The sequence below is a fragment of the Streptomyces sp. NPDC039480 genome (assembly GCF_055597165.1).
Genome location: NZ_JBVITX010000002.1, coordinates 949,459 through 973,692 on the forward strand (window position 1 = coordinate 949,459; position 24,234 = coordinate 973,692).

Here is a 24,234-nt window from a genome sequence, read left to right on the forward strand (position 1 = left end):
CGGTGGCCAACCCCCACCGGTCCATGAAAGAGAAGGAAGAACCGGCATGTCCGCTCTCCAGACCCTTGCCGCCAGCGAAGTCACCGGCTCCCTCGGTTCGATCGGTTACGGCCTCGCCGCGATCGGCCCCGGCATCGGTGTCGGCATTGTCTTCGGTAACGGCACGCAGGCTCTCGCCCGTCAGCCCGAGGCTGCCGGCCTGATCCGCGCCAACCAGATCCTTGGCTTCGCCTTCTGTGAGGCGCTCGCCCTCATCGGCATCGTTATGCCGTTCGTGTTCGGTAAGTAAGCACTTCTTACTGACACTTTTCGACGAAAGGCACTGATGTGATCGCCAACCTGGTTCAGCTGGCGGCCGAGGAAGAGCAGAACCCGCTCGTCCCGCCGGGTCCTGAGCTGCTCGTCGGCGCCATCGCCTTCGCCATCGTCTTCTTCTTCTTCTGGAAGAAGCTCCTCCCGAACATCAACAAGGTTCTGGAAGAGCGCCGGGAGGCGATCGAAGGCGGTATCGAGAAGGCCGAGGCCGCTCAGACCGAGGCCCAGAGCGTTCTTGAGCAGTACAAGGCTCAGCTCGCCGAGGCCCGGCACGAGGCCGCGCGTCTGCGCCAGGAGGCGCAGGAGCAGGGCGCCACGCTCATCGCCGAGATGCGGGCCGAGGGCCAGCGTCAGCGCGAGGAGATCGTCGCCGCCGGTCACGCCCAGATCGAGGCCGACCGCAAGGCCGCCGCGCAGTCGCTGCGTCAGGACGTGGGCCAGCTGGCCACCGACCTGGCCGGCAAGCTCGTCGGTGAGTCCCTCGAGGACTCCGCCCGCCAGAGCCGCACCATCGACCGCTTCCTCGACGAGCTCGAGGAGAAGGCCGAGGCGGCTCGATGACAGCGCACGGAGCGAGCCGCGAGGCCCTGGCCGCCGCGCGCGAGCGTCTCGACGCGCTGACGGACAGCACCTCGGTCGACGCCAAGCAGCTCGCGGACGAGCTTGCCGCCGTCACGGCGCTGTTCGCCCGCGAGGTCTCGCTGCGCCGGGTCCTCACCGACCCGTCGCAGTCCGGTGAGGCCAAGGCCGAGCTTGCGGGACGCCTGCTGTCCGGCCAGGTGGGCGGCCCGACCGCCGACCTGGTGGCCGGCATGGTCCGCTCGCGCTGGTCGCAGTCGCGCGACCTGGTGGACGCTCTCGAAGAGCTCGCCATCCTCGCCGACCTGACCGGCGCGCAGCAGGCCGGCGCCCTGGACAACGTCGAGGACGAGCTCTTCCGGTTCGGCCGGATCGTCTCTTCCAGCACCGGGCTGCGGGCCGCGCTCACCGACCGCGCCGCGACGGGCACGGCCAAGAGCGAGCTGCTGCGCAGCCTGCTCGGGGGTCGCGCCGAGGACGTCACGGAGCGTCTCGTCGAGCGCCTCGTCACCGCGCCGCGTGGACGTAGCCTGGAAGAGGGCCTCGAGTCCCTCGCCAAGCTGGCCGCGGACCGCCGCAACCGCATGGTCGCCGTCGTCACTTCCGCTGTTCCGCTCTCGGACCGGCAGAAGCAGCGCCTCGGCGCCGTCCTGGCCAAGGTGTACGGACGCCAGATGCACCTCAACCTCGACGTGGACCCCACGGTCCTCGGCGGGATCAGGGTCCAGGTGGGCGACGAGGTCATCAACGGCTCCATCGCGGACCGTATCGAGGAAGCCGGCCGCCGCGTGGCCGGTCAGTAAGACAAAGAAGCACGACCTACGGCCCTAGTTGGGCCGTGCAGAGGATTCCTGGGGGCTGACCCCAGACCCCCCAAGAAAACTTCGGGCCCAACAAGGAGAGCAGGGAACCCAGATGGCGGAGCTCACGATCCGGCCGGAGGAGATCCGGGACGCGCTGGAGAACTTTGTCCAGGCGTACAAGCCGGACGCGGCCTCGCGCGAGGAGGTCGGTACGGTCACCCTTGCCGGCGACGGCATCGCGAAGGTCGAGGGCCTGCCCTCGGCCATGGCCAACGAGCTGCTGAAGTTCGAGGACGGGACCCTCGGTCTCGCGCTGAACCTTGAAGAGCGCGAGATCGGTTCGATCGTCCTCGGCGAGTTCAGCGGTATCGAAGAGGGCCAGTCGGTCAGCCGTACCGGCGAGGTGCTGTCGGTCGCCGTCGGCGAGGGCTACCTCGGCCGCGTCGTCGACCCGCTCGGCAACCCGATCGACGGCCTCGGCGAGATCGAGACCAGCGGACGTCGCGCCCTCGAGCTGCAGGCCCCCACGGTCATGCAGCGCAAGTCGGTGCACGAGCCGATGGAGACCGGCTACAAGGCCGTCGACGCGATGACCCCGATCGGCCGTGGCCAGCGTCAGCTGATCATCGGTGACCGCCAGACCGGCAAGACCGCCCTGGCCGTCGACACGATCATCAACCAGCGCGACAACTGGCGCACCGGCGACGTGAACAAGCAGGTGCGCTGCATCTACGTCGCCATCGGTCAGAAGGGCTCCACCATCGCCTCCGTGCGTGGTGCGCTCGAAGAGGCCGGCGCGCTGGAGTACACGACCATCGTCGCCGCCCCGGCGTCCGACCCGGCCGGCTTCAAGTACCTGGCGCCGTACACCGGTTCGGCCATCGGCCAGCAGTGGATGTACGAGGGCAAGCACGTCCTCATCATCTTCGACGACCTCTCGAAGCAGGCCGACGCCTACCGCGCCGTGTCCCTGCTGCTCCGCCGCCCGCCGGGGCGCGAGGCCTACCCGGGTGACGTCTTCTACCTGCACTCGCGTCTGCTCGAGCGCTGCGCGAAGCTCTCGGACGAGCTGGGCAAGGGCTCGATGACCGGTCTGCCGATCGTCGAGACCAAGGCGAACGACGTGTCGGCGTTCATCCCGACCAACGTCATCTCCATCACCGACGGCCAGTGCTTCCTGGAGTCGGACCTCTTCAACGCCGGTCAGCGCCCCGCGCTGAACGTCGGTATCTCCGTCTCCCGAGTCGGTGGTTCCGCGCAGCACAAGGCGATGAAGCAGGTCTCGGGCCGCCTCCGCGTGGACCTCGCCCAGTTCCGTGAGCTGGAGGCGTTCGCAGCCTTCGGTTCCGACCTGGACGCCGCGTCGAAGGCGCAGCTGGAGCGCGGTCAGCGCATGGTCGAGCTGCTCAAGCAGCCGCAGTACGAGCCGATGGCGACCGAGGACCAGGTCGTCTCCGTGTGGGCCGGTACCACCGGTCGCATGGACGACGTGCCGGTCAACGACATCCGCCGCTTCGAGCGTGAGCTCCTCGCCTACCTGCACCGGCAGGAGCAGGGCCTCATGACCTCCATCAAGGAGGGCGGCAAGATGTCGGACGACACGCTGCAGGCCGTCGGCGACGCGATCGCGGCGTTCAAGAAGCAGTTCGAGACCTCGGACGGGAAGCTTCTCGGCGAGGACGCTCCGGCCGCCGCCGGCAAGTGACGACGGAAGGGACCTGACTCATGGGAGCCCAGCTCCGGGTCTATAAGCGTCGCATCAAATCCGTCACCGCGACCAAGAAGATCACCAAGGCGATGGAGATGATCGCCGCCTCGCGCGTGGTCAAGGCCCAGCGCAAGGTGACGGCGTCCACGCCGTACGCGACCGAGCTCACCCGCGCGGTCACGGCGGTCGGCACCGGCTCGAACACGAAGCACCCGCTGACCACCGAGCCGGAGACGGCGACCCGTTCCGCGGTGCTGCTCCTCACGAGCGACCGCGGACTGGCCGGCGCCTTCAACTCGAACGCCATCAAGGCCGCGGAGCAGCTGACCGCGCGCCTGGAGGCCGAGGGCAAGGAGGTCGACACGTACATCGTCGGCCGCCGTGGTCTGTCCCACTACAACTTCCGCGAGCGCAAGGTCGTGGAGTCGTGGTCGGGGTTCACCGACGAGCCCACGTACGCGGACGCCAAGAAGGTCGCGGTGCCGCTGATCGAGGCGATCGAGAAGGAGACGGCGGAGGGCGGCGTGGATGAACTCCACATCGTCTACACCGAGTTCATCTCGATGATGACGCAGACGGCCATCGACGGCCGCCTGCTGCCGCTCCGCCTCGAAGAGGTGGCGGAGGAGTCGAAGTCCGGCAAGGACGAGATCCTTCCGCTGTACGACTTCGAGCCGTCGGCGGAGGACGTCCTCGACGCCCTGCTGCCGCGGTACGTCGAGAGCCGTATCTACAACGCGATGCTCCAGTCGGCTGCCTCCAAGCACGCCGCCACGCGCCGCGCGATGAAGTCGGCGACCGACAACGCCGGGGATCTGATCAACAGCCTCTCCCGGCTTGCCAACGCGGCCCGCCAGGCCGAAATCACCCAGGAAATCAGCGAGATCGTCGGCGGCACAGCAGCGCTGGCCGACGCGACCGCGGGGAGTGACAAGTAATGACGACCACTGTTGAGACGGCCGTTGCCACGGGCCGCGTCGCCCGGGTGATCGGCCCGGTCGTCGACGTGGAGTTCCCCGTCGACGCGATGCCGGAGATCTACAACGCCCTGCACGTCCAGGTCGACGACCCGTCGACCGAGGGCGCGAAGAAGACGCTGACCCTCGAGGTCGCCCAGCACCTGGGTGACGGCGTGGTCCGCGCGATCTCGATGCAGCCCACCGACGGCCTGGTCCGCCAGGCGCCCGTCACCAACACCGGCAAGGGCATCTCGGTGCCGGTCGGTGACGTGACCAAGGGTCGTGTGTTCAACACCCTCGGTGAGGTCCTGAACGACGACCCGTCCACGGTCGCCGACGCCGAGCGCTGGACGATCCACCGCAAGGCCCCGGCCTTCGACCAGCTCGAGTCCAAGACCGAGATGTTCGAGACCGGCCTGAAGGTCGTCGACCTTCTCACCCCGTACGTCAAGGGTGGAAAGATCGGTCTGTTCGGTGGTGCCGGTGTCGGCAAGACCGTGCTGATCCAGGAAATGATCGTCCGTGTGGCCAAGCTGCACGACGGTGTCTCCGTCTTCGCCGGTGTCGGCGAGCGCACCCGTGAGGGCAACGACCTCATGGTCGAGATGGAGGAGGCCGGCGTTCTCGACAAGACCGCGCTGGTCTTCGGCCAGATGGACGAGCCGCCGGGCACGCGTCTGCGCGTCGCCCTGGCCGGTCTGACCATGGCGGAGTACTTCCGCGATGTGCAGAAGCAGGACGTGCTGTTCTTCATCGACAACATCTTCCGCTTCACCCAGGCCGGTTCCGAGGTCTCGACCCTGCTCGGCCGCATGCCGTCCGCGGTGGGTTACCAGCCGAACCTGGCCGACGAGATGGGTCTCCTCCAGGAGCGCATCACGTCGACCCGTGGTCACTCGATCACCTCGATGCAGGCGATCTACGTCCCCGCGGACGACCTGACCGACCCGGCCCCGGCCACCACGTTCGCCCACCTCGACGCGACGACGGTGCTCTCCCGTCCGATCTCCGAGAAGGGCATCTACCCGGCCGTGGACCCGCTGGACTCCACGTCCCGCATCCTGGACCCGCGCTACATCGCGCAGGACCACTACGACTGCGCCATGCGCGTCAAGGGGATCCTGCAGAAGTACAAGGACCTCCAGGACATCATCGCGATCCTCGGTATCGACGAGCTCAGCGAGGAAGACAAGCTCGTCGTCGCCCGTGCCCGTCGCGTGGAGCGCTTCCTGTCGCAGAACACCCACGCCGCCAAGCAGTTCACCGGCGTGGACGGCTCGGACGTGTCCCTCGAGGAGTCGATCGCGGCGTTCAACGCGATCTGCGACGGCGAGTACGACCACTTCCCCGAGCAGGCCTTCTTCATGTGCGGTGGTCTCGAGGACCTCAAGAAGAACGCCAAGGAGCTCGGCGTCTCCTGAGCTCGGTAGCTCATGACGGTGAGGGACGGGTCACCCCCGCGGGGGCCGTGTCCCGTCCCTCCCCGTACGCCCACTAGAATTTGACCCAACACCCGGCTGAACCGCCGGGTGGTGACCCGAGGAGCCACTCTTGGCTGCTGAGCTGCATGTCGAGCTGGTCGCGGCGGACCGCAGTGTCTGGTCCGGCGAGGCCACCCTGGTCGTCGCGCGCACCACGTCCGGCGACATCGGCGTCATGCCCGGTCACCAGCCGCTGCTCGGTGTGCTGGAGTCGGGCCCGGTGACCATTCGTACGAGCGATGGCGGCACGGTCGTGGCCGCCGTCCACGGAGGATTCATCTCCTTCGCGGACGACAAGCTGTCGCTGCTCGCCGAGATCGCGGAGCTTTCCGACGAGATCGACGTCAAGCGTGCGGAGCGGGCGCTGGAGCGCGCGAAGTCGGAGGCCGACGCCTCCGCCGAGCGGCGCGCTGACGTCCGACTGCGTGCGGTGGCGACGCGCTGACCCCAGCGCGCGGCGTAACGTGACTCAGCCGCGGCCAGGTCCGGGAAGGTTCCGGACCGGGTCGCGGCTGAGGCAATGCGGGTGCAATGTATTGGTCCGTTGTCGGCCCGTCGGCCGACAGTAGAGGCGAGGAGGTCGGTGCCGATGATCCTCACTCTGCTCGTGTGCGGACTTGCTTTGATCGTGCTGGTTCTGGTGGGGCTCTTCGTCTTCGGACTGCGGCGCCGGCTGATCCAGCGTTCCGGCGGCACCTTCGACTGCTCCCTGCGCTGGGACGCCCCTGAGAAGGGCGACACCTCCGGCAAGGGCTGGGGGTACGGGGTCGCCCGCTACAACGGTGACCGCGTCGAGTGGTTCCGCGTCTTCTCGTACGCTCCCCGGCCGCGCCGCGTCCTCGAGCGCTCCGCCATCGAGGTGGTGGACCGCCGCGCCCCCGACGGCGAGGAGGAGCTGGCCCTGCTCTCCGACGCGATCGTCCTGGGCTGCCTGCACCGGGGCGTCCGCCTGGAGCTGGCGATGAGCGAGGACGCGCTGACGGGTTTCCTGGCGTGGCTGGAGGCGGCACCTCCGGGCCAGCGCGTGAACGTGGCGTAGTACTTCCCGTACGGCATGAAGAAGCCGGGAAGACAGGGGGCGATCCTGTCTTCCCGGCTTCGTCTATGGACGACGGCCAGTGTTACTTCAGGCCGTCATTGATCGCGGACACCAACTCTCCGTTGGCCGTATCGCCACTGAACTCCCAGAAGAACGCCCCACCAAGCCCCTGCTCCTTGGCCCAGGCCATCTTGGAGCGGACGGTCGACGGCGTGTCGTACGACCACCAGTTGCTGCCGCAGTGGGCATAGGCGGTCCCGGCGACCGTGCCGTTGGACGGGCAGGAGTTCTTGAGGACCTTGTAGTCCTCGATGCCCTGCTCGTACGTGCCCGGCGCGGGCCCCGTCGCCGTGCCGCCCGGCTCCTTCTGGGTGACGCCGGTCCAGCCGCGCCCGTAGAACCCGATGCCGAGCAGCAGCTTCGAGGCGGGCACGCCCTTGGCCTTGAGCTTGGCGATGGCGGCCGCGGAGTTGAAGCCCTCCTGCGGGATGCCAGGGTAGGACGTGAGCGGCGAGTGCGGCGCCGTCGGCCCCTTCGCCGCCCACGCGCCGAAGAAGTCGTACGTCATGACGTTGTACCAGTCGCTGTACTGCGCCGCGCCGCCGTAGTCCGCTGCGTCGATCTTGCCGCCGCTGGACGCGTCGGCGGTGATGGCGGCGGTGACGAGGTTCTTCGCGCCGAACTCGGTGCGGAACGCCTGCATCATGTTCTTGAAGACGGCCGGGCCCGACGTGTCGCAGGACAGACCGCAGGCGTTCGGGTACTCCCAGTCCAGGTCGATGCCGTCGAAGACGTCGGCCCAGCGCGGGTCCTCGACCAGGTCGTGGCAGGACTTGGCGAAGGCCGCCGGGTTCTTCATGGCGTCGGTGAAGCCGCCGGACCAGGTCCAGCCGCCGAAGGACCAGAGGATCTTGATGTTCGGGTGCTTGGCCTTGAGCTTGCGCAGCTGGTTGAAGTTGCCGCGCAGGGGCTGGTCCCAGGTGTCGGCGACGCCGTCGACGGACTGGTCGGCGGTGTAGGCCTTGTCGATGGCGGCGTACGAGTCGCCCATGGTGCACTTGCCGCCCTGGACGTTGCCGAAGCTGTAGTTGATGTGCGTGATCTTCTCGGCGGAGCCGGAGGTCGCGATGTTCTTCGCGTGGTAGTTGCGCTGGTAGACGCCCCACTCGGTGAAGTAGCCGAGCTTGACCTTGTCGCCGGGGCCGGGGCCCGGGTCGCCGCCGCCGGTGGTGCGGACCTTGACGGCGCCGCTGGCGGGTCCCGTCTGGCCGGCCGTGTCGCGGGCCTGGACGGTGTACGAGTAGTCGGTGCCCTTGGTCAGTCCGGTGTCGGAGTACGAGGTCTCCGTCACCGTCGCGACCTTGGCGCCGTCGCGCAGGACGTCGTAGTTCTTGACGCCCTTGTCGTCGGTGGCGGCCTTCCAGTCGAGCTTGACCGAGGTGTCGGTGATGCCGGACGCGGTCGGGGTGCCGGGGGCGCTCGGCGGGTTGTCGCCGGGGACGCCGCCGCCGTCACAGCTGGCGCCGTTCAGATCACAGTTGGAGGGGGCGCCGGAGCCGGTGCCGTTGAAGCCGAAGGAGACCGAGGCGCCGGGGGCGAGCGTCCCGTTCCAGCCGAGGTTCTTCGCGGTCCAGCGGTTGCCCGAGTTGGTGACGGTGGCGTCCCAGGCGGAGGTCACCCTGGTGCCGGTGGGGAAGTCCCAGGCGACGTTCCAGGAGCTGATGCTCGTGGTGCCGGTGTTCTTGATCGTCCACTTGCCCTCGAAGCCGCTGCCCCAGTCCTGGGTCTTGGCGTACGTGGCGGTGGCCTCGGGGGCGGCGTCGGGTGCCGCCTCGGCGGAGGAGCCGAGGGCGACCAGGGTGGCGAGCGGGAGCAGCAGCGTGGTGACGCCCGCCACGGCCTTGTGTCTGAATTTGAGTCTCGAGCGGTTGGTGCTCTTCTTGAAGCGCACGAGGTGCTCCTCGGGTGAGATCCGGGGGTCTTAGGGGTTGGGACCCTGCGCCGCCCGTGAGCACGTGGACACGTGGGGGAGTGCTCACCGCAGTGCGGTGAGAATAGAAAGGTCTGGACCAACGGTCAAGAGGTCTGAACCAATGGCCGAATCGCGACGGTCCACGGCCCCGCTCCGAGCGGTTCGTCTCGGCTCAGACCCCCAACTCCTGCGCCAGCACGGCCGCTTGCACCCGGCTGCGCAGTTCCAGCTTCCCCAGCATCCGGCTGACGTGCGTCTTCACCGTCGCCTCCGCCATGGCGAGCCGGTCCGCGATCTCCGCGTTGGACAGGCCCTCACCGATGCAGGACAGGACCTCGCGCTCGCGGCGCGTGAGGCAGTCCAGGACGGCGGGGTCCGGCGCGTTCTCCCCGCGTACCGCCTTCGAAGGGGCGGCGAACTCGGCGATCAGGCGGCGGGTGACGGCCGGTGCGATCAGGCCCTCGCCGCGCGCGACCGTACGGACCCCTTCGAGGAGGTCCTTCGCCTCCGTGTTCTTCAGCATGAACCCGGAGGCGCCCGCGCGCAGCGCCCCGAAGACGTACTCGTCGAGGTCGAAGGTGGTCAGGACCAGGACGTCCGCGAGCCCCTCGGCGACGACCTGCCGGGTCGCCGCCACCCCGTCGAGACGTGGCATCTGTATGTCCATCAGGACCAGGTCGGGACGGAGTTCGCGGGCGAGCGCGACGGCCTCCTCGCCGTCCGCCGCCTCGCCGACGACCTCGATGTCGGACGCGCTGCGCAGGATCAGGACGAGTCCCGCGCGCACGGCTGACTGGTCTTCGGCGACCAGTACCCGGATCATTCCTTGGCTCCTTCGTCGGCGGGGTCGACGGGCAGGGTCGCGGAGACGATCCAGACCTTGCCGTCGGGGCTGCTCTCGGGGCCCGATTCAAAGGTGCCGCCGAGCAGTTCGGTGCGCTCGCGCATGCCGACGAGGCCGGCGCCCGAGCCCGGGGCGCGGGGCCCCGAGGGATCTCCGCAGGGGCTGGTCACCCGGACCGCGAGGGCGCGCGGTTCCTGGACCAGGGAGACGGTGACGCGGCCGGGCGAGGCGTGCTTCAGGGCGTTCGTCAGGGATTCCTGCACGATCCGGTACGCCGCGAGCTCCACCGGTGTGGGCAGCTTCGGGCCGTCCGGGGTGCGCGCGTCGTCGAGTGTGACGTCGAGGCCGTTCGTACGGGCGTTGGCGACGAGGGCGCCGAGGCCGTCGAGGGTGGGCGCGGCCGCCGGCTCCAGGTCGCCGCTGTCGTCGCGCAGGATGCCGATGAGGCGGCGCATCTCGGCCAGCCCCTCGACGCTGTTCTCACGGATGACGGCCAGCGCGTCCTTGCTGGTCTTCGGGTCGTCCAGGGAGAGCGCGGCGGTGGAGTGGATGGCGATGGCCGAGAGGTGGTTGGCGACCATGTCGTGCAGTTCGCGGGCCATCCTGGCGCGCTCGGCGCCGACGGCCTGGGCGCGGTCCATCTCCGCCAGGAGCGCGGTCTGCTCGGCCCGCAGCTTCGCCGCCTCGGCGGCCTCGCGGTGGTTGCGCACGAGGACGCCCGTGGTGGCGGGCGCGAAGGAGACGACGCCGGTGACGAAGCCGATGAGGACGGCCTCCGCCTGCTGGAACCAGGCGAGGAAGCCGAGGGTGACCGCCACCGTCACCAGGCCCGTGGTGACGGGGATGCGCCGGGCCGCGGCCGGGGTGCCGTACACGACGGCCGCGTAGACGATGTCCGTGAACATCAGGATCGACGCGAGGTTGCCCGAGGTGAACTGGTCGGCCACCAGCGCGAGCGTGCCGCAGGCCAGGGCGGTCTGCGGCCTGCTGCTGCGCAGAAGTTCGAGCCCGGCGAGGACGAGGAGCGGCAGCAGCGACCAGTGGCCGCCGAACGGCCGGCCCGTCTGGGAGTGCAGCCCGAGCGCCTCGAGCACCAGCCCGCAGAACAGGCTGGCCGCGGCGATCTGCACGTCGACGCGCTGCGGGCGGGGAAGGGACGGGGCCATGGGTCCATCCAACACGGCGAGGCGGCCCCCTGCCTGATCCTGAGGGAGGAACCGCCCGCTACATCGAAGGATGCAGTCCCACTTCGTCACTGACGACGACGATCAGCGGCCTCCGGAACGCGAGCCTTGAAGGGTGACCGGGGAAGCGAACGTAAGGAGAGCGCCGTGATCGTCGCGCTGATCGTCATCTGCGAGGTCGGCTTCTGGGTGCTGCTGGCCGCCGGGCTCGCCCTGCGCTACTGGGCGAGGATGCCGCGTACGAGCGTCGCCGTCCTGCTGTGCGAGCCGCTGCTCGAAGTCCTGCTGTTCGTCGTCACGGCGATCGACCTGAAGAACGGCGCCGAGCCGGACTGGAAGCACGGCCTCGCCGCCGTTTACATCGGCTACTCGATCGCGCTCGGCCACTACACGATCAAGTGGGTGGACGTCCGCGTCGCCCACCGCTTCGCGGGCGGCCCCGCCCCCTCGACACCGAAGTACGGCGCCGCCCGCGCCGTCCACGAGTGGAAACTCGCCGCCCGCTGGATCCTCGCCGCCCTGATCGCCATGGCCCTGCTGCAGGGCGCGGTCTGGTACGTGGGCGGGGACGGCGAGATCTCCTCGCTGCGGATGTGGCAGCAGAAGATGCTGTGGGTGATCGGGATCAATGTCGTCATCGCCGGGACGTACACGCTCTTCCCGAAGAAGGGCCCGGGACCTGCCCCGCGGGAGCGGGACGAGGACCGGCCCCTGACGAAAGCCTGAGAGCGCGGGCCTAGCGCTCGCCCCCCGGCACCCACAGCACGTCCCCGACGTCCTTGTTGGCCGTGCGGGCCAGGATGAAGAGGAGGTCGGAGAGGCGGTTCAGGTAGGTCGCGGTCAGGGGGTTCATCGCTTCGCCGTGCGTCTCCAGGGCCGACCAGGTCGACCGCTCGGCCCGGCGCACCACCGTGCACGCCTGGTGCAGCAGGGCCGCGCCGGGTGTGCCGCCCGGCAGGATGAAGCTGCGGAGCTTCTCCAGGTCGTCGAGGAAGCGGTCGCAGTCCGCCTCCAGCTTGTCGATGTAGCTCTGCTCGACGCGCAGCGGCGGGTACTTGGGGTCCTCGACGACGGGGGTGGAGAGGTCGGCGCCCACGTCGAAGAGGTCGTTCTGGACCCGGACCAGGACCTTCACGACCTCCTCGTCGAGGCTGCCGAGTGCGATCGCCGTGCCGATGGCCGCGTTGGCCTCGTTGGCGTCGGCGTACGCCGCGATCCGCAGATCGGTCTTGGCGGTGCGGCTCATGTCACCGAGGGCCGTGGTGCCCTGGTCGCCGGTCCGGGTGTAGATGCGCGTCAGATTGACCATGCGGGCCAGCCTAGTCAGAACGGCATGCGGCCCCGGGCACGGCGGCCGGCGGAGCCGCTGCGGCCCACCGCCTTGGAGCTGCTGCGGAAGGGCTTGCTGAAGATCCGGCCCAGGATGCCGGGGGCCTTGCCGCCGGCGCGCGAACCGGCTCCCAGGGTGCGCTGCGTGCCGCGTTCGGGGTGCCGGGAGAGGCGGGGGACGAGGAAGGCGAGGACGGCCAGGACGACGCAGACGGCGACGATACCGACAACCATCATGACGGGCTCCTTGAGGTCGGGTACGTCTGCCGTGTGCCCCCGCAGCGACGGCCCATGCGGCGCCCGCGGCCCGCCCGCGGGGCGGGGGTACAGTCGGCTCGCCGCTCAGCCCGTGCCGGACCGGGCGCCGCGGCCCGACGTTTCCTCGTCGTGTTCCGGCCAGGGAATGTCATGACCCGTACGCAGGAGTCCGCCGAGCCGGCCTCGGACGCCACCGGAGCGCCCGGTGGCCCGGCGGTACCGGATCGCGTCGCGCGGATACGGCGGCGTCTGGAGCGGCTGATCGGCATCGCGGCGACCGAGGGCAACGCGCTGACCGTCCTGCGCAACGGCGACGAGATCTTCACCGCCATGCTGGCCGCGATCGGGTCCGCCGAGCACACGGTCGACATGATGACCTTCGTCTACTGGAAGGGCGACATCGCCCGCCGGTTCGCCGACGCCCTCGCGGAGCGGGCGCGCGCCGGGCTGCGGGTGCGGCTGCTCCTCGACGGCTTCGGCAGCCGGCTGATCGAGGGCGAGCAGTTGCGGGTGATGGAGCAGGCGGGGGTGCAGGTGACGTGGTTCCGCAAGCCGCTGCACCTGTCGCCCCTCAAGCAGAACCACCGCTGTCACCGCAAGGTCCTCGTCGTCGACGAGGAGACCGCCTTCACCGGCGGCGTGGGCATCGCCGAGGAGTGGTGCGGCGACGCCCGCAACCCCGGCGAGTGGCGCGACACCCACGTCGAGGTGCACGGCCCCGCGGTGGACGGCATCGCCGCGGCGTTCGCGCAGAACTGGGCCGAGTGCCACGGCGAACTCTTCGACGACCAGGACCGGTTCATCAGGCACCGCCCCCAGGGCGACGCCGTCGTGCAGGTGGTGCGCGGCTCGGCCAGCTTCGGCTGGCAGGACATGCAGACCCTGATCCGCGTCATGCTCGAGTCCGCCGAGGAACGCTTCCGGCTTGCCACGGCGTACTTCTCCCCGGACGCGTACTTCGTCGAGCTGCTCTGCGCCACCGCGCGGCGCGGGGTCGAGGTGGAGATCGTGCTGCCGGGGCCGCACACCGACAAGCGGGTCTGCCGGCTGGCCGGGCAGCACTACTACGAGGACCTCATCGGCTGTGGGGTGAGGATCTACGAGTACCAGCCGACGATGATGCACGCCAAGGTCATCACCGTCGACGGCGTCGCGGCCCTGATCGGCTCGACCAACTTCAACCGCCGCTCCCTCGACCACGACGAGGAGGTCATGCTCGCCGTCCTGGACCAGGAGTTCACCGCGACGCTGGACGGGCACTTCGACGACGACGTGCGGGCCAGTGAGCTGATGCGGGAGGGCCGGTGGAAGAGACGCTCCCTCCTCCAGCGGGCCCGCGAGGTGAGCGTCCGGCCCATCCGCCGATTCCTGTGAGGCCTACGCCCCGCTCCGCTGGAAGACACGTGTGCCCACCGTGACGGACAGCAGGACGAAGGCGAGGGCCATCAGGACGCCGTACAGCATCGTCGTGGTCGCGTACTCCCCGACGTACCCCGCGCGCACCGCGTCGACCAGATAGCGGAACGGCATGAAGTGGGAGACCACGTCCAGCCAGGTGGGCGCGAGGGCCATCGGCAGCATGAGCCCCGACAGCAGCATCGAGGGCATGCTCACCGCGTTCACGGCGGGCCCGAACTCGTGCGCCTTGGAGACCTTCATGGCGAGCGCGTACGACAGTGAGGCGAGCCCCGCGGTCAGCAGCGCCACGAACGCGAAGCCGATGAGGATGCCGCCGAGCGGCGCCCTGAGCCCCATCGCCAGCGCGGCGAGCACGAGCAGCACGGCCTGGAAGACGAAGAGCGCGGCGTCGCGCAGGATCCGGCCGAGGAGCAGCGCGAGACGGCTGACGGGCGTCACCCGCATCCGCTCCACCACGCCGAACTGCTTCTCGATGATGAGCGCGAAACCGCTGAACGTGGCGCCGAACAGGCCGAGTTGCAGCAGCAGCCCGGGCACGAGCACCTGCCAGGAGTCGCCCTGTGAGCCGAGCGGCAGATCGGTGAGGAGCGGGCCGAAGAAGAGCAGGTAGAGCAGGGGCGTGAGGACGCCGAAGAGGATCTGGAACTTGGAGCGGAGGGTCTGCCGGGCGTACCGCCCGAAGATCAGTGCGGTGTCGGAGAGCAGTGCAGGCATGGTGGGGCCCCGGATCGTGGAGGTCGGTCGTGCGGGTCAGACGGCGACGGGGGTCGTGTCCGCCGGGGCGATGTCGCGCCCGGTGATGGCGAGGAAGGTGTCCTGGAGCGTGGCGTCGATCGAGCCGCCGTGCTGGAGCTTGAGGGCGCTCGGCGTGCCGTCGGCGACGACGACGCCCCGGTCCACGACGACCAGGCGGTCGGAGAGCGCGTCGGCCTCGTCGAGGTAGTGCGTGGTGAGGAAGACCGTCGTGCCGTGCTCGTCGCGCAGCCGCCGCACCAGCTTCCACAGGTCGGCCCGGCTGCCCGGGTCCAGGCCGGTGGTCGGCTCGTCGAGGAAGAGCACCTCGGGCCGGTGGGTGAGGCCCATGGCGATGTCGAGGCGCCTGCGCTGGCCGCCGGAGAGCGCCGCGCAGGGACGTTCGAGGAGCTCGGTGAGGCCGAGGTCGTGCGCCAGCTCGTCGGCGCGGGCCTCGGCGCGGGCCTTCGGCAGCCGGTAGAGCCGGCCCTGGGTGACGAGCTCCTCGCGGACGGAGACGCTCAGGTCGACGCCGCCGGACTGGGCCACGTACCCGATCTTGCTCCGGACGCCGGCGGGGTCCCTGGCCAGGTCGCAGCCGGCCACGGTGGCGGCGCCGCCGGTGGGCGCGAGCAGCGTGGTGAGCATGCGCAGCGTGGTCGTCTTGCCCGCGCCGTTCGGCCCGAGGAAGCCGAGGATCTCGCCGGGCTGTACGCGCAGGTCGATGCCGCGCACGGCTTCGACGGGGCCGCCCTTGGTCTGGAAAGTCCGGGCGAGCCCGGAGGTACTGATGATTGCCATGCCGACCACAAAAACAGAGTCTCTAAAATTTTGCAATCGCCCCAAAATTTCAGAGACCCTAGGATGGGGTCATGAGTGAGGGACTGAGGGAGCGCAAGAAGCGGCAGACGAAACAGCGGATCTCGGACATCGCGACCGGGCTCTTCCTGGAGCGCGGCTTCGTCACGGTGACCATCGCGGAGATCGCGGAGGCCGCGGACGTCTCGGTCAACACCGTCTACAACTACTTCCCGGCCAAGGAGGACCTGTTCCTCGACCGGGGCGAGGCCGTCGTCGACCGGCTCTCCGGCTATGTGCGCGGCCGCCGGGCGGGGGAGTCCGCCGCGGCCGCCGTCCTGCGCGAGCTGCGCGCCGACGTGGAGGGCGTCTCGCCCGGCATCGGGCTCTTCCCCGGCTGGGCCGACTTCATGAAGGTCATCACCGAGGCGCACGCCCTGCGCTCCCGGCTCTGGGCGATCCAGCAGGAAGCGCTCACCCACCTCACGAAGACCCTCGCCGAGGAGACCGGGGCCGCCGCGGACGACCCCATGCCCGGACTGATCGCGGGTCAGCTCTCCTGGCTCCACAGCACGCTCATGGCCTGGATCGGCGACGAGATGTCCAAGAGCCGCGAGCCCGCCGAGGTCTCCCGCGAAGCGCTCGCGCTGCTCGACGAGATGGAGGACCTGCTCGGCGAGAAGGTCCTCAACTACGCGGTGCGCGCCGCCGGATGAGCCGTACCAGTGTGATGTCCGTCATTTGAGACGTGACGCGCATCTCTTCGCGGACACAGGCGCGCCCACGAACGCTAACGTGCGCCGAAGAGGCATACGTGAACAGCGTGTGAGCCAAGCGAGACAAGCGGTAGGGGAGTCGGAACAGTGGCACGGAAGCTCGCCGTCATCGGAGCCGGACTCATGGGGTCCGGCATCGCTCAGGTCTCCGCCCAGGCGGGCTGGGACGTCGTCCTGCGCGACGTCACCGACGAGGCACTGACCCGGGGCACCGACGGGATCATGGCGTCCTACGACAAGTTCGTGAGCAAGGGCAAGCTCGCCGCCGACGACGCCGAGGCCGCGCTCGCGCGGATCACGACGACCACCGACCTGGACGCCGTCGCCGACGCCGACATCGTCGTCGAGGCCGTCTTCGAGAAGCTGGAGGTCAAGCACGAGATCTTCCGCACGCTCGACAAGCTCGTGCGCGACGACGCCGTGCTCGCCTCCAACACCTCCGCCATCCCGATCACGAAGATCGCGGCCGTCACGGAGCGCCCGGAGCGCGTCGTCGGCGCCCACTTCTTCTCGCCGGTCCCGATGATGCAGCTCTGCGAGCTCGTACGCGGCTACAAGACCAGCGACGAAACCCTCGCCCGCACCCGTGAGTTCGCCGAGTCGGTCGGCAAGACCTGCATCGTCGTCAACCGTGACGTCGCCGGCTTCGTGACGACCCGGCTGATCTCCGCGCTCGTCGTCGAGGCCGCCAAGCTCTACGAGTCGGGCGTCGCCACCGCCGAGGACATCGACACCGCCTGCAAGCTCGGCTTCGGCCACGCCATGGGCCCGCTCGCGACCGCCGACCTCACCGGCGTCGACATCCTGCTGCACGCCACCGGCAACATCTACACGGAGTCCCAGGACGAGAAGTTCGCGCCGCCGGAGCTGATGCGCCGGATGGTTGACGCCGGTGACATCGGGCGCAAGAGCGGGCAAGGGTTCTACAAGCACTGAACCAGCACTGACGTACGCCGTCTGACGCCCCGTCGGGTGCATTGGCACCCGGCGGGTCACCCCTCGGAGTGAATTCGGTATCGGTTCGCTTACAGACGGCAACTTCCTCGCCCACGCGGCAGTCAGTTGCAGTGACATACGCAGACGCCCTACGTATCGGGCGCCACAGCAGACACAGCACTCTCGGGGAGCGCATATGCACATCAGGGGCGATCAGGCCCAGCTGGTCGTCGGGGGACGCCTCGACGTACGCAGCGCGGCGGACGCCCGCACGGTCCTGCACTCGGCCGTCGACGACGGCGCCGGCGACCTGGTGCTCGACCTGTCCGAACTCGACTCGTGGGACGCCACGGGACTCGGCGTCATCATGGGCGCGCACCGCCGCGCCGGGCGGTGCGGCCGCAGGCTCGTCCTGCGCCACGTGCCACCGCAGATGCAGCGCCTCCTCGTCGCGACCCGGCTCCACCGGATCCTCGCCATCGAAGGCGGCATCGGTGTCGAATCGCTCCCCAGAGTCTGAACGATCCTGAACCGCACCTCACGCACAATCCTCACGAGACTGTGACGTCTCGGACGGGGCGGTACCCCGCCCACTCGTAGATACTGAGCGAAGGTCTAGGGTTCGGTCGCCCACCGACAGACGGACCCGCACGGGGGCGCCGGACCAGAAGCGACAGCGCAGTGTGCACGAAGGCCGGAGGGGGCTGTGCACACGACGCATCTGGGGGGCTGAGACCATGGACCCGATGAACCGGGGACCCGAAGAGTACGGCCGCGACGGCATCGACGACGGCAGCATCCACGACGGCGCGAGCGACGGCACCGACGACGCATCGACACGCGCCGGACGGCCGCCGCGCGACCCCCTGACCCCTGATTTCGGTCAGCCCGCGCCCGCCCTCGCCCGCACCGTCCAGCTCGTCTCCGGCGACTTCCTGCTCACCGTCAACCCCGTCGACGGCAGCGAGATCGAACCCTGCCCGCCCGGGGAGCAGCCGGAGCGCCCCGCCAAGCGCACCGCCGCCGAGCGCGCCGAACTGCGCCGGGCCGCGCTGCCGCCCGTGCCGCCCGGCCCGGCGCTGCCCAGACTGCCGCTCCTGGAGCGCCAGGAGGAGCGCGAGCGCCTCGCACGGCTCCTCGCGCGCGGCCGCTCCGTACGGCTGACCGGACCCGCCGGATCGGGCCGCACCGCACTCCTCAACGCCGTCGCCGACGACTGCGCCGACCTCGCCCCCGACGGCGTCGTCCGCCTCTCCGGCTACCGCAGGACACCCGGCGAGCTGCTCCACGACCTCTTCGCCGCCGTCCACACCGCGCCCCTGTACCGCCCCGACCGCGCCCAGCTGCTCGACCTGGTCCGCGACATCGGCGCCGTCGTCGTCCTCGACGACCTGGAGTTCGGCGGCGCCGGCCTCGACGAGCTGCTCGACGCCACCCCCGAGTGCGCCTTCCTCATCGCGACCACACCCGACGTGGCGGCCCCCTCCGCCGACTGCCACCTCGAAGAGGTCTTCCTCGGCGGACTCGGCCGGGGCAGCGGCCTGGAGCTCCTGGAGCGCGCCGTCGGCCGCGTCCTCGACGACGAGGAGGCCAACTGGGCGGGCGACCTGTGGTTCGAGTCCGAGGGGCTGCCGCTGCGCTTCGTCCAGGCGGGCGCCCTGCTCCGCCAGCGCGACCAGCTGCGCGCCGACCCGCACGCCTTCGAGGAGTACGGCTACTTCGCGGAGACCCCCGTCGACGCCGGCCCCGACGACGTCCCCGAGATCCCGCTGCCCTCGCTCGCCGACGGCGCCGCACCCGCCGCGCTGCTCGCCGCACGGCTCAGCCCGTCCGCCCGCGCCACCCTGAAGTTCGCCGTCGCCCTCGGCGGCGAGCTCCCGCACCAGGCCCACCTGCCCGCCCTCGTCGGCGACACCCACGCCGACGCGGCCCTCGCCGAACTGGTGAGCTGCGCCCTCGTCACCCCGGTCGGCGCCCACTACCGCCTCGCCGCCGGCGTCCGCGCCCAGCTGGAGGCCGCCGGATACGCCGACGAGGCGCCCGAGCGCGCCCTGGCCGCCGCCCAGCACTACGCCTGGTGGGCAGGACACCCCTCCGTCACCCCGGAGCGCGTCGCCGCCGAGGCCGACGCCGTGCACGCCGCGCTCGGCGCCCTGGTCGCCACGGAGGCCGGCGCGGCCGTGCTGCTCGCCCGCACCGCGGCGCCCGCCTTCGCCGGCGGACTCGACTGGGGAGCATGGGAGCGCGCCCTGCGGTCCGGCCAGGAAGCCGCGCGGAACGCGGGCGAGGTCGCCGAAGAGGCGTACTTCCACCACGAGTTGGGCATCCTCGCGCTCTGCGGCGGACAGCTGGACCGGGCCCGCGCCGAGCTGGAGGCCTCCATCGGGCTCCGCGGCGCGCTCGCCGACAAGCGCGGCATGATCTCCGGGCGCCGGGCCCTCGCCCTGGTCGCCGACCGCTCGGGCGGCGCGCAGCCCGGCGGGCGCACGGCCGCGGGCGAAGAGGTGCCCGACGCCCGCTACGAGGAGTCGGCGTCGCCCCCCGGCGGCATACCCGCGGCCTTCGCGCTGCCCCAGCCGCCCCCGGAGCCGGACACACTCGTCACCAGCAAGGCGACGCCCATCATCGGGTCCGGCCCCGCACCCAGCCGCCGCTCCATCATCAGCGGCACCCGGCGCAACCTCGTCGCCGCCGGCGCCGGAGCACTCCTCGCCGCCGTCCTCGGCACCGTCGTCACCCTCGGCGCCACGTCCGACAACAACGACCCGCCCGGCGACAAGGTCACCACGGAGCAGTCGGCGAAGGAGGACCGCGACGGCGAAGGCCTGACCGCCGACAAGCCGCGGCAGGACGCCACGAGCGGCGGTGGCACCCCGGGCGACGGCGGCACCGTCGGCGCCTCGGACGGCCCGACGCCGAGCGGCAGCGGGAAGCCGTCGGCCACGCCGAGCGGCAGCGACAAGCCGTCCGGGAAGCCCTCGGACAAGCCGTCCGGCACGCCGTCGGACAAGCCGACCAAGCCCTCGGACAAGCCGACCAAGCCGTCCGACAAGCCGACGGACCCGCCGACCACTCCGCCCACGACTCCGCCGAGCACGCCCCCCAGCACCCCGCCGTCGACGCCGCCCGCGACCGACGACCCGCCCACCTCGCCCGACCAGTCGAACTCGGCGAGCGGCTCCGGCGGGACGACACCCAGCGCCTGAACCGGCACGCTGAAGGGCCGGGTCCCGCAGGACCCGGCCCTTCAGCGCGTGCGTGCGGTCAGAACAGCCGCAGCTTGTCGTCCTCGATGCCCCGCAGCGCGTTGTAGTCCAGGACGGTGCAGCCGATGCCGCGGTCCGTGGCGAGGACGCGGGCCTGCGGCTTGATCTCCTGGGCGGCGAAGATGCCCCGGACGGGCGCCAGGTGCGGGTCGCGGTTCAACAGCTCCAGATAACGGGTGAGTTGCTCCACACCGTCGATCTCACCCCGCCGCTTGATCTCGACGGCGACGGTCTGCCCGTCGGCGTCGCGGCAGAGGATGTCCACCGGGCCGATCGCCGTCATGTACTCGCGACGAATGAGCGAGTACCCCTCGCCGAGTGTCTCGATCCGGTCGGCGAGCAGCTCCTGAAGGTGCGCTTCCACGCCGTCCTTGATGAGGCCGGGGTCCACGCCGAGCTCGTGCGACGAGTCGTGCAGGACTTCCTCCATCGTGATGATGAGCTTCTCGCCCGCCTTGTTCACGACGGTCCACACACCCGCGTCGTCCCCGGTCCCCTCCTTCAATGTGCAGGGCGGAGACATCCAGTTGAGCGGTTTGTAGGCCCTGTCGTCCGCGTGGATCGAGACGCTGCCGTCCGCCTTCACGAGGATCAGGCGGGGAGCCGACGGGAGATGGGCGGTGAGCCGGCCCGCGTAGTCCACGGAGCATCGGGCAATGACGAGACGCATGGGGCGCAACGCTACTCGACCGGAGCCGGTGCGCGCGATTCGCCCACCCCTCGCCCCCGCGGGAGCGACTTGTCCGGCGATGAACCCGTTCGATCCTGGCCGGTTATGTGCCCAATCTTCTGGTGTAGGCACCGCCCGGTGCCTACCGTAGAAGCAAGAGGTCGTCGTCCGTGCACGCTGCGTAGGCGGACTCCATCCCTGTCCGTAGGCCCCCGCTCCCCGGGGGTGCGAGAGGAGAACCCATGTCGCTCGACGTCTCACCGGCACTGTTGGAACAGGCCGAGCGAGGCGAGGTCGACGAAGCAGAATTCGTCGACTGCGTCCGGACCTCCCTGCCTTACGCATGGGAGATGATCAGCTCCCTGGTGGCCCAGCTCAAGGTCGACGGCGGCGAGTTCGCCGACAACCAGACCCCGCCGCCGGACGAGCAGGCACGCGGTCAGCTGCTGCGCGCGCTCGCGAGTGACGCGATTCGCGGTGCCCTGCAGCGGCACTTCGGAGTGCGTCTGGCATTCCAGAACTGCCACCGCGTCGCGGTGTTCCCGCTGGATCCTTCGGTGGACGAGCGGCTCGCCCGTTTCACGTCGATCCGGGGGCAGCTGCTCAACCAGTCGCCCGAACTGCGGGACTGCTGACGTCTGTTGCTGCCGCTCCGTACGCGGGAGGTGTGTCAGTCCGGAGCGGCAGCTCCTCAGGCTCTCAGTCGGACGGCGGATCTCAGCCGAGCTGGGGCAGTACTTCGGCGCCCAGCCTTCGCACGTTCTCCTCCGTGGCCGCGAGGTCGCCCGAGCCCTCCACGAGCAGCGCGAAGCGCGTGATGCCGGTGCGCTCGGACGTGGCGGCGATCCGGTCGGCGCACACCTGCGGGGTGCCCACGGGGTGGAGCCCGCACAGCAGCTCGGTGTAGGCCGCGGGGTCCCGCATGGCGCGGTGCCTGCCGTCGACGGTCACATGGGCGTCCAGGCCCTGCTTCAGCCAGCCGGGCATCGCCTTCTGTAAGGTCTCGGCCGCCTCCACGCGCCGGTCCGCGATCTGGGCGACCCCGGCGGAGACGTGCGACGCGGCGGCGACCTTCTCGGGGGGATGCCCGGCGGCACGGGCGTGCCGATTCCACAAGGCCACCATTTCGGCCTTCTCGTCGTCGCCCACATGCATGCCGAGGAGCATGGGCAGGCAGCGCTGGGCCGCGAGCCGCACGCTGGACGGCGAGGTGCAGGCGACGACCACCTCGGGCCCCGCGGTGTCGCCCTGGCCGGGCAGCGCCTCCTGCGGGCGTGGCACGACGGCCACCTCGCGGAAGGAGAACCGGCCCCCGCTGCCCTCGACCCGGGGCTCGCTCAGCCACCGGAGCAGCAGGTCGAGCGATTCCGGGAAACCCTTCTCGTACGCCTCCAGGCCGGCTCCGAAGACCTCCAGGTCCACCCAGGGGCCGCCGCGTCCGACGCCGAGCGAGAACCGCCCGCCGGACGTCATGTGCAGCAGCGCCGCCTGCTCGCCGAGCGCCACGGGGTGCACGGTCGGGAGTACGCTGACGGCCGTGCCGACCCGGATCCGCCGGGTCCGCCCGAGCAGCAGGGCCGCGAGGGTCACCGCCGACGGGCACGTGCCGTACGGCACGAAGTGGTGCTCGGCGAGCCAGACCGAGTCCAGCCCCGCCTCCTCGGCCACCTCGGCGGACCGCACCGCTCGGTGCAGTGCCTCCCCCTGTCCCTGTCCGGGGAACTGGGCGGCCAGAACAAAACTACCTACACGCATCGAACTCCTGCCTCCTTGGCGCCGACGCAGGCACTCCCCCTACGGGCAACAACGCGTGACACGTGCCAAAGGCACGGCCTGGCATGAAGATTGTTGGATTTTCCGTGCAGCGACGGGGCCGGCGGCCCTCGGTGCGGGCACGGGTACCCCGGGGCGTGGCGCGTAGGCTGGTCGCACCCCTGACCGCCGTACAGCCCGTGAGGTGTTTCCGTGTCCCCGCGTCGCAACCGCCCCAAGGGCGCCGGAGAGCCGAAGGCGTCCGCGGGCGCGCAGCCGCCGGGCCGCTACGGCGGCTTCCAGTCCACCGAGAGCTGGCAGGGCGAGGAGTGGAGCGTGCGCCACGTCGCGGGCGCGAGCGCGGCGGGCAAGCGGTACCGCTGCCCGGGCTGCGACCAGGAGATCCCGTCGGCCCTCGCGCACGTGGTGGCCTGGCCCGAGCACTCCGGCGTGGACGAGCGCAGACACTGGCACAAGGCGTGCTGGAACGCGAAGGACCGCCGCACCACGCGGGTGCAGCGGTCCCGTAACGCGCCGAGGTACTGAGCCTCGTACGACCGTGTCGTGCGGTTATACGTCGCGCTTCTCCAGGAGCGCGAACGCGCCGGCGACGGCGGCCACCGTGACGACGACGAGCAGCGCGAGCTGCGAGCCGCCGCCGGGGCCGTCCGCGGTGTCCGCGCCGAAGATCTTGGCGAGGGCCGTGATGGCGTTGTAGTCGTTCATCTTCTCGCCGAGCGGCTGCGTGCTCTCCCAGATCATCAGGAACGCGGGCATGATCGCGGGGACCAGGACCACGCCGAGCATGGCGGTGATGGCGCCCGCGGAGTGCCGCAGCATCGAGCCGACGGCGAGCGCGAGCACGCCGAGCAGCGAGACGTACAGACCGCCCTTGAAGACCGTGCCCGCCCAGGGCAGGTCACCCGCCTCGGGACCGCTGTGGGCGGCCGAGGCCGCCAGGCCCACCAGCAGGATGGAGCCCGCGGAGACCGCGAAGGCGACCACGAAGTAGATGATGACCTTCGCGGCGAGGACGCGGTGGCGCTGCGGGGACGCGGTGAACGTCGTACGGATCATGCCCGTGCCGTACTCGGACGAGGTGACGAGCACGCCGAGCGTGATCAGGCAGATCTGACCGAGCATCAGGCCGAAGAAGGCCGGGACGGTGAACGGCATGTCCGCGTAGTCGACGGACTCCGTGTTCGCCACGGCGAGCAGGCCGATGCCGACGACCAGGAGCAGGAAGATGCCCAGGGTCCACATCGTGGAGCGGACCGACTTGATCTTCGTCCACTCGGAGCTCAGGGCGTTGCCGAGGTGGGTCTTCTTGACCGGGATCGGCGAGGTGTAGGCGTTGGCCATCGCCTGCTGCCAGGCGGAGGGCGGCGCGGGCGCGGCGGGCGGCGGAGCCATC

General features: G+C 70.4%; 26 protein-coding genes. 16 read left to right on the forward strand and 10 right to left on the reverse strand.

All coding sequences use genetic code 11. The features are described from left to right. The first annotated feature begins 46 nt into the window (after positions 1–46). The 8 genes from atpE (at position 47) to ACZ56E_RS10235 (ending at position 6,884) form a co-directional block, all read left to right on the forward strand. On the forward strand, positions 47–289 hold the full coding sequence (gene atpE, locus ACZ56E_RS10200) for an ATP synthase F0 subunit C (protein ID WP_362990256.1): 243 nt from the start codon (positions 47–49) through the stop codon (positions 287–289). Positions 290–327: 38 nt separating this feature from the next. After that, a complete protein-coding gene (locus ACZ56E_RS10205; protein WP_362990258.1) occupies positions 328–876 on the forward strand; it encodes a F0F1 ATP synthase subunit B in 549 nt (182 codons plus the stop codon). After that, positions 873–1,697, forward strand: coding sequence for a F0F1 ATP synthase subunit delta (locus tag ACZ56E_RS10210; protein ID WP_471212946.1), 825 nt, complete (start codon positions 873–875; stop codon positions 1,695–1,697). The genes ACZ56E_RS10205 and ACZ56E_RS10210 overlap by 4 nt, the downstream gene beginning before the upstream one ends. A gap of 112 nt (positions 1,698–1,809) precedes the next feature. After that, the gene (gene atpA / locus ACZ56E_RS10215) at positions 1,810–3,402 is read left to right on the forward strand and encodes a F0F1 ATP synthase subunit alpha (protein WP_398301234.1); all 1,593 of its coding nucleotides are present in this window, start codon (positions 1,810–1,812) and stop codon (positions 3,400–3,402) included. A gap of 20 nt (positions 3,403–3,422) precedes the next feature. Continuing rightward, on the forward strand, positions 3,423–4,343 hold the full coding sequence (locus ACZ56E_RS10220; RefSeq protein ID WP_365358517.1) for a F0F1 ATP synthase subunit gamma: 921 nt from the start codon (positions 3,423–3,425) through the stop codon (positions 4,341–4,343). Then, positions 4,343–5,785 (forward strand): F0F1 ATP synthase subunit beta, encoded by a 1,443-nt coding sequence (gene atpD, locus ACZ56E_RS10225; protein ID WP_362990266.1) that lies wholly within the window; start codon positions 4,343–4,345, stop codon positions 5,783–5,785. The genes ACZ56E_RS10220 and atpD overlap by 1 nt, the downstream gene beginning before the upstream one ends. 130 nt (positions 5,786–5,915) lie before the next feature. Next, positions 5,916–6,290 (forward strand): F0F1 ATP synthase subunit epsilon, encoded by a 375-nt coding sequence (locus tag ACZ56E_RS10230; protein ID WP_150172272.1) that lies wholly within the window; start codon positions 5,916–5,918, stop codon positions 6,288–6,290. 144 nt (positions 6,291–6,434) lie between these two features. Next, positions 6,435–6,884, forward strand: coding sequence for a DUF2550 domain-containing protein (locus ACZ56E_RS10235; protein ID WP_398301239.1), 450 nt, complete (start codon positions 6,435–6,437; stop codon positions 6,882–6,884). Between the two features lie 82 nt (positions 6,885–6,966). Here the strand turns inward: ACZ56E_RS10235 and ACZ56E_RS10240 are convergent, their stop codons facing one another. The 3 genes from ACZ56E_RS10240 to ACZ56E_RS10250 all read right to left on the reverse strand — a co-directional run bounded on the left by ACZ56E_RS10240 (position 6,967) and on the right by ACZ56E_RS10250 (position 10,866). Continuing rightward, entirely contained in the window at positions 6,967–8,835 is a 1,869-nt protein-coding gene (locus tag ACZ56E_RS10240) for a glycosyl hydrolase family 18 protein (RefSeq protein WP_471212950.1), read from the reverse strand. A gap of 193 nt (positions 8,836–9,028) precedes the next feature. Then, positions 9,029–9,679, reverse strand: coding sequence for a response regulator (locus tag ACZ56E_RS10245; RefSeq protein ID WP_471212952.1), 651 nt, complete (start codon positions 9,677–9,679; stop codon positions 9,029–9,031). Beyond that, positions 9,676–10,866: a sensor histidine kinase gene (locus tag ACZ56E_RS10250; protein ID WP_471212954.1), complete on the reverse strand. Its 1,191-nt coding sequence runs from the start codon at positions 10,864–10,866 to the stop codon at positions 9,676–9,678. The genes ACZ56E_RS10245 and ACZ56E_RS10250 overlap by 4 nt, the downstream gene beginning before the upstream one ends. A gap of 165 nt (positions 10,867–11,031) precedes the next feature. Between ACZ56E_RS10250 and ACZ56E_RS10255 the strand changes: the two genes are divergently transcribed. Further along, entirely contained in the window at positions 11,032–11,610 is a 579-nt protein-coding gene (locus ACZ56E_RS10255; protein ID WP_471212957.1) for a hypothetical protein, read from the forward strand. 10 nt (positions 11,611–11,620) lie between these two features. Here the strand turns inward: ACZ56E_RS10255 and ACZ56E_RS10260 are convergent, their stop codons facing one another. Continuing rightward, a complete protein-coding gene (locus ACZ56E_RS10260) occupies positions 11,621–12,193 on the reverse strand; it encodes a cob(I)yrinic acid a,c-diamide adenosyltransferase (protein ID WP_468608836.1) in 573 nt (190 codons plus the stop codon). Positions 12,194–12,207: 14 nt separating this feature from the next. Next, positions 12,208–12,450: a DUF6411 family protein gene (locus tag ACZ56E_RS10265; RefSeq protein ID WP_398301252.1), complete on the reverse strand. Its 243-nt coding sequence runs from the start codon at positions 12,448–12,450 to the stop codon at positions 12,208–12,210. 171 nt (positions 12,451–12,621) lie between these two features. Between ACZ56E_RS10265 and ACZ56E_RS10270 the strand changes: the two genes are divergently transcribed. After that, positions 12,622–13,845 (forward strand): phospholipase D-like domain-containing protein, encoded by a 1,224-nt coding sequence (locus ACZ56E_RS10270; protein ID WP_471212959.1) that lies wholly within the window; start codon positions 12,622–12,624, stop codon positions 13,843–13,845. Positions 13,846–13,848: 3 nt separating this feature from the next. Here the strand turns inward: ACZ56E_RS10270 and ACZ56E_RS10275 are convergent, their stop codons facing one another. Then, positions 13,849–14,604 (reverse strand): ABC transporter permease, encoded by a 756-nt coding sequence (locus tag ACZ56E_RS10275; protein ID WP_471212961.1) that lies wholly within the window; start codon positions 14,602–14,604, stop codon positions 13,849–13,851. Positions 14,605–14,640: 36 nt separating this feature from the next. Continuing rightward, positions 14,641–15,423: an ABC transporter ATP-binding protein gene (locus tag ACZ56E_RS10280; RefSeq protein WP_468608830.1), complete on the reverse strand. Its 783-nt coding sequence runs from the start codon at positions 15,421–15,423 to the stop codon at positions 14,641–14,643. Between the two features lie 71 nt (positions 15,424–15,494). On the opposite strand from ACZ56E_RS10280, the gene ACZ56E_RS10285 reads away from it, so the two are divergent. The 4 genes from ACZ56E_RS10285 (at position 15,495) to ACZ56E_RS10300 (ending at position 20,338) form a co-directional block, all read left to right on the forward strand. Beyond that, positions 15,495–16,136 (forward strand): TetR/AcrR family transcriptional regulator, encoded by a 642-nt coding sequence (locus ACZ56E_RS10285; protein ID WP_471212965.1) that lies wholly within the window; start codon positions 15,495–15,497, stop codon positions 16,134–16,136. 147 nt (positions 16,137–16,283) lie between these two features. Beyond that, on the forward strand, positions 16,284–17,132 hold the full coding sequence (locus ACZ56E_RS10290; protein ID WP_471212967.1) for a 3-hydroxyacyl-CoA dehydrogenase family protein: 849 nt from the start codon (positions 16,284–16,286) through the stop codon (positions 17,130–17,132). Positions 17,133–17,328: 196 nt separating this feature from the next. Then, complete coding sequence (locus ACZ56E_RS10295) at positions 17,329–17,652, forward strand: STAS domain-containing protein (protein WP_055696792.1); 324 nt, start codon at positions 17,329–17,331, stop codon at positions 17,650–17,652. Between the two features lie 217 nt (positions 17,653–17,869). Further along, entirely contained in the window at positions 17,870–20,338 is a 2,469-nt protein-coding gene (locus ACZ56E_RS10300) for an ATP-binding protein (RefSeq protein WP_471212969.1), read from the forward strand. Between the two features lie 58 nt (positions 20,339–20,396). Here the strand turns inward: ACZ56E_RS10300 and nucS are convergent, their stop codons facing one another. Then, on the reverse strand, positions 20,397–21,068 hold the full coding sequence (gene nucS, locus ACZ56E_RS10305; protein ID WP_362990291.1) for an endonuclease NucS: 672 nt from the start codon (positions 21,066–21,068) through the stop codon (positions 20,397–20,399). A gap of 242 nt (positions 21,069–21,310) precedes the next feature. On the opposite strand from nucS, the gene ACZ56E_RS10310 reads away from it, so the two are divergent. Next, positions 21,311–21,703 (forward strand): SCO5389 family protein, encoded by a 393-nt coding sequence (locus tag ACZ56E_RS10310; RefSeq protein ID WP_468557075.1) that lies wholly within the window; start codon positions 21,311–21,313, stop codon positions 21,701–21,703. A gap of 82 nt (positions 21,704–21,785) precedes the next feature. Here ACZ56E_RS10310 and ACZ56E_RS10315 read toward each other — a convergent pair whose 3' ends face one another. Beyond that, a complete protein-coding gene (locus ACZ56E_RS10315; RefSeq protein WP_468608822.1) occupies positions 21,786–22,823 on the reverse strand; it encodes an LLM class flavin-dependent oxidoreductase in 1,038 nt (345 codons plus the stop codon). Positions 22,824–23,033: 210 nt separating this feature from the next. Between ACZ56E_RS10315 and ACZ56E_RS10320 the strand changes: the two genes are divergently transcribed. Next, positions 23,034–23,366, forward strand: a complete 333-nt coding sequence (locus ACZ56E_RS10320) for an ATP/GTP-binding protein (RefSeq protein WP_468608820.1) — start codon at positions 23,034–23,036, stop codon at positions 23,364–23,366. A 24-nt stretch (positions 23,367–23,390) separates the two neighbouring features. Here ACZ56E_RS10320 and ACZ56E_RS10325 read toward each other — a convergent pair whose 3' ends face one another. Continuing rightward, complete coding sequence (locus ACZ56E_RS10325; RefSeq protein WP_471213156.1) at positions 23,391–24,233, reverse strand: ABC transporter permease; 843 nt, start codon at positions 24,231–24,233, stop codon at positions 23,391–23,393. Between the last annotated feature and the right edge of the window lies 1 nt (position 24,234).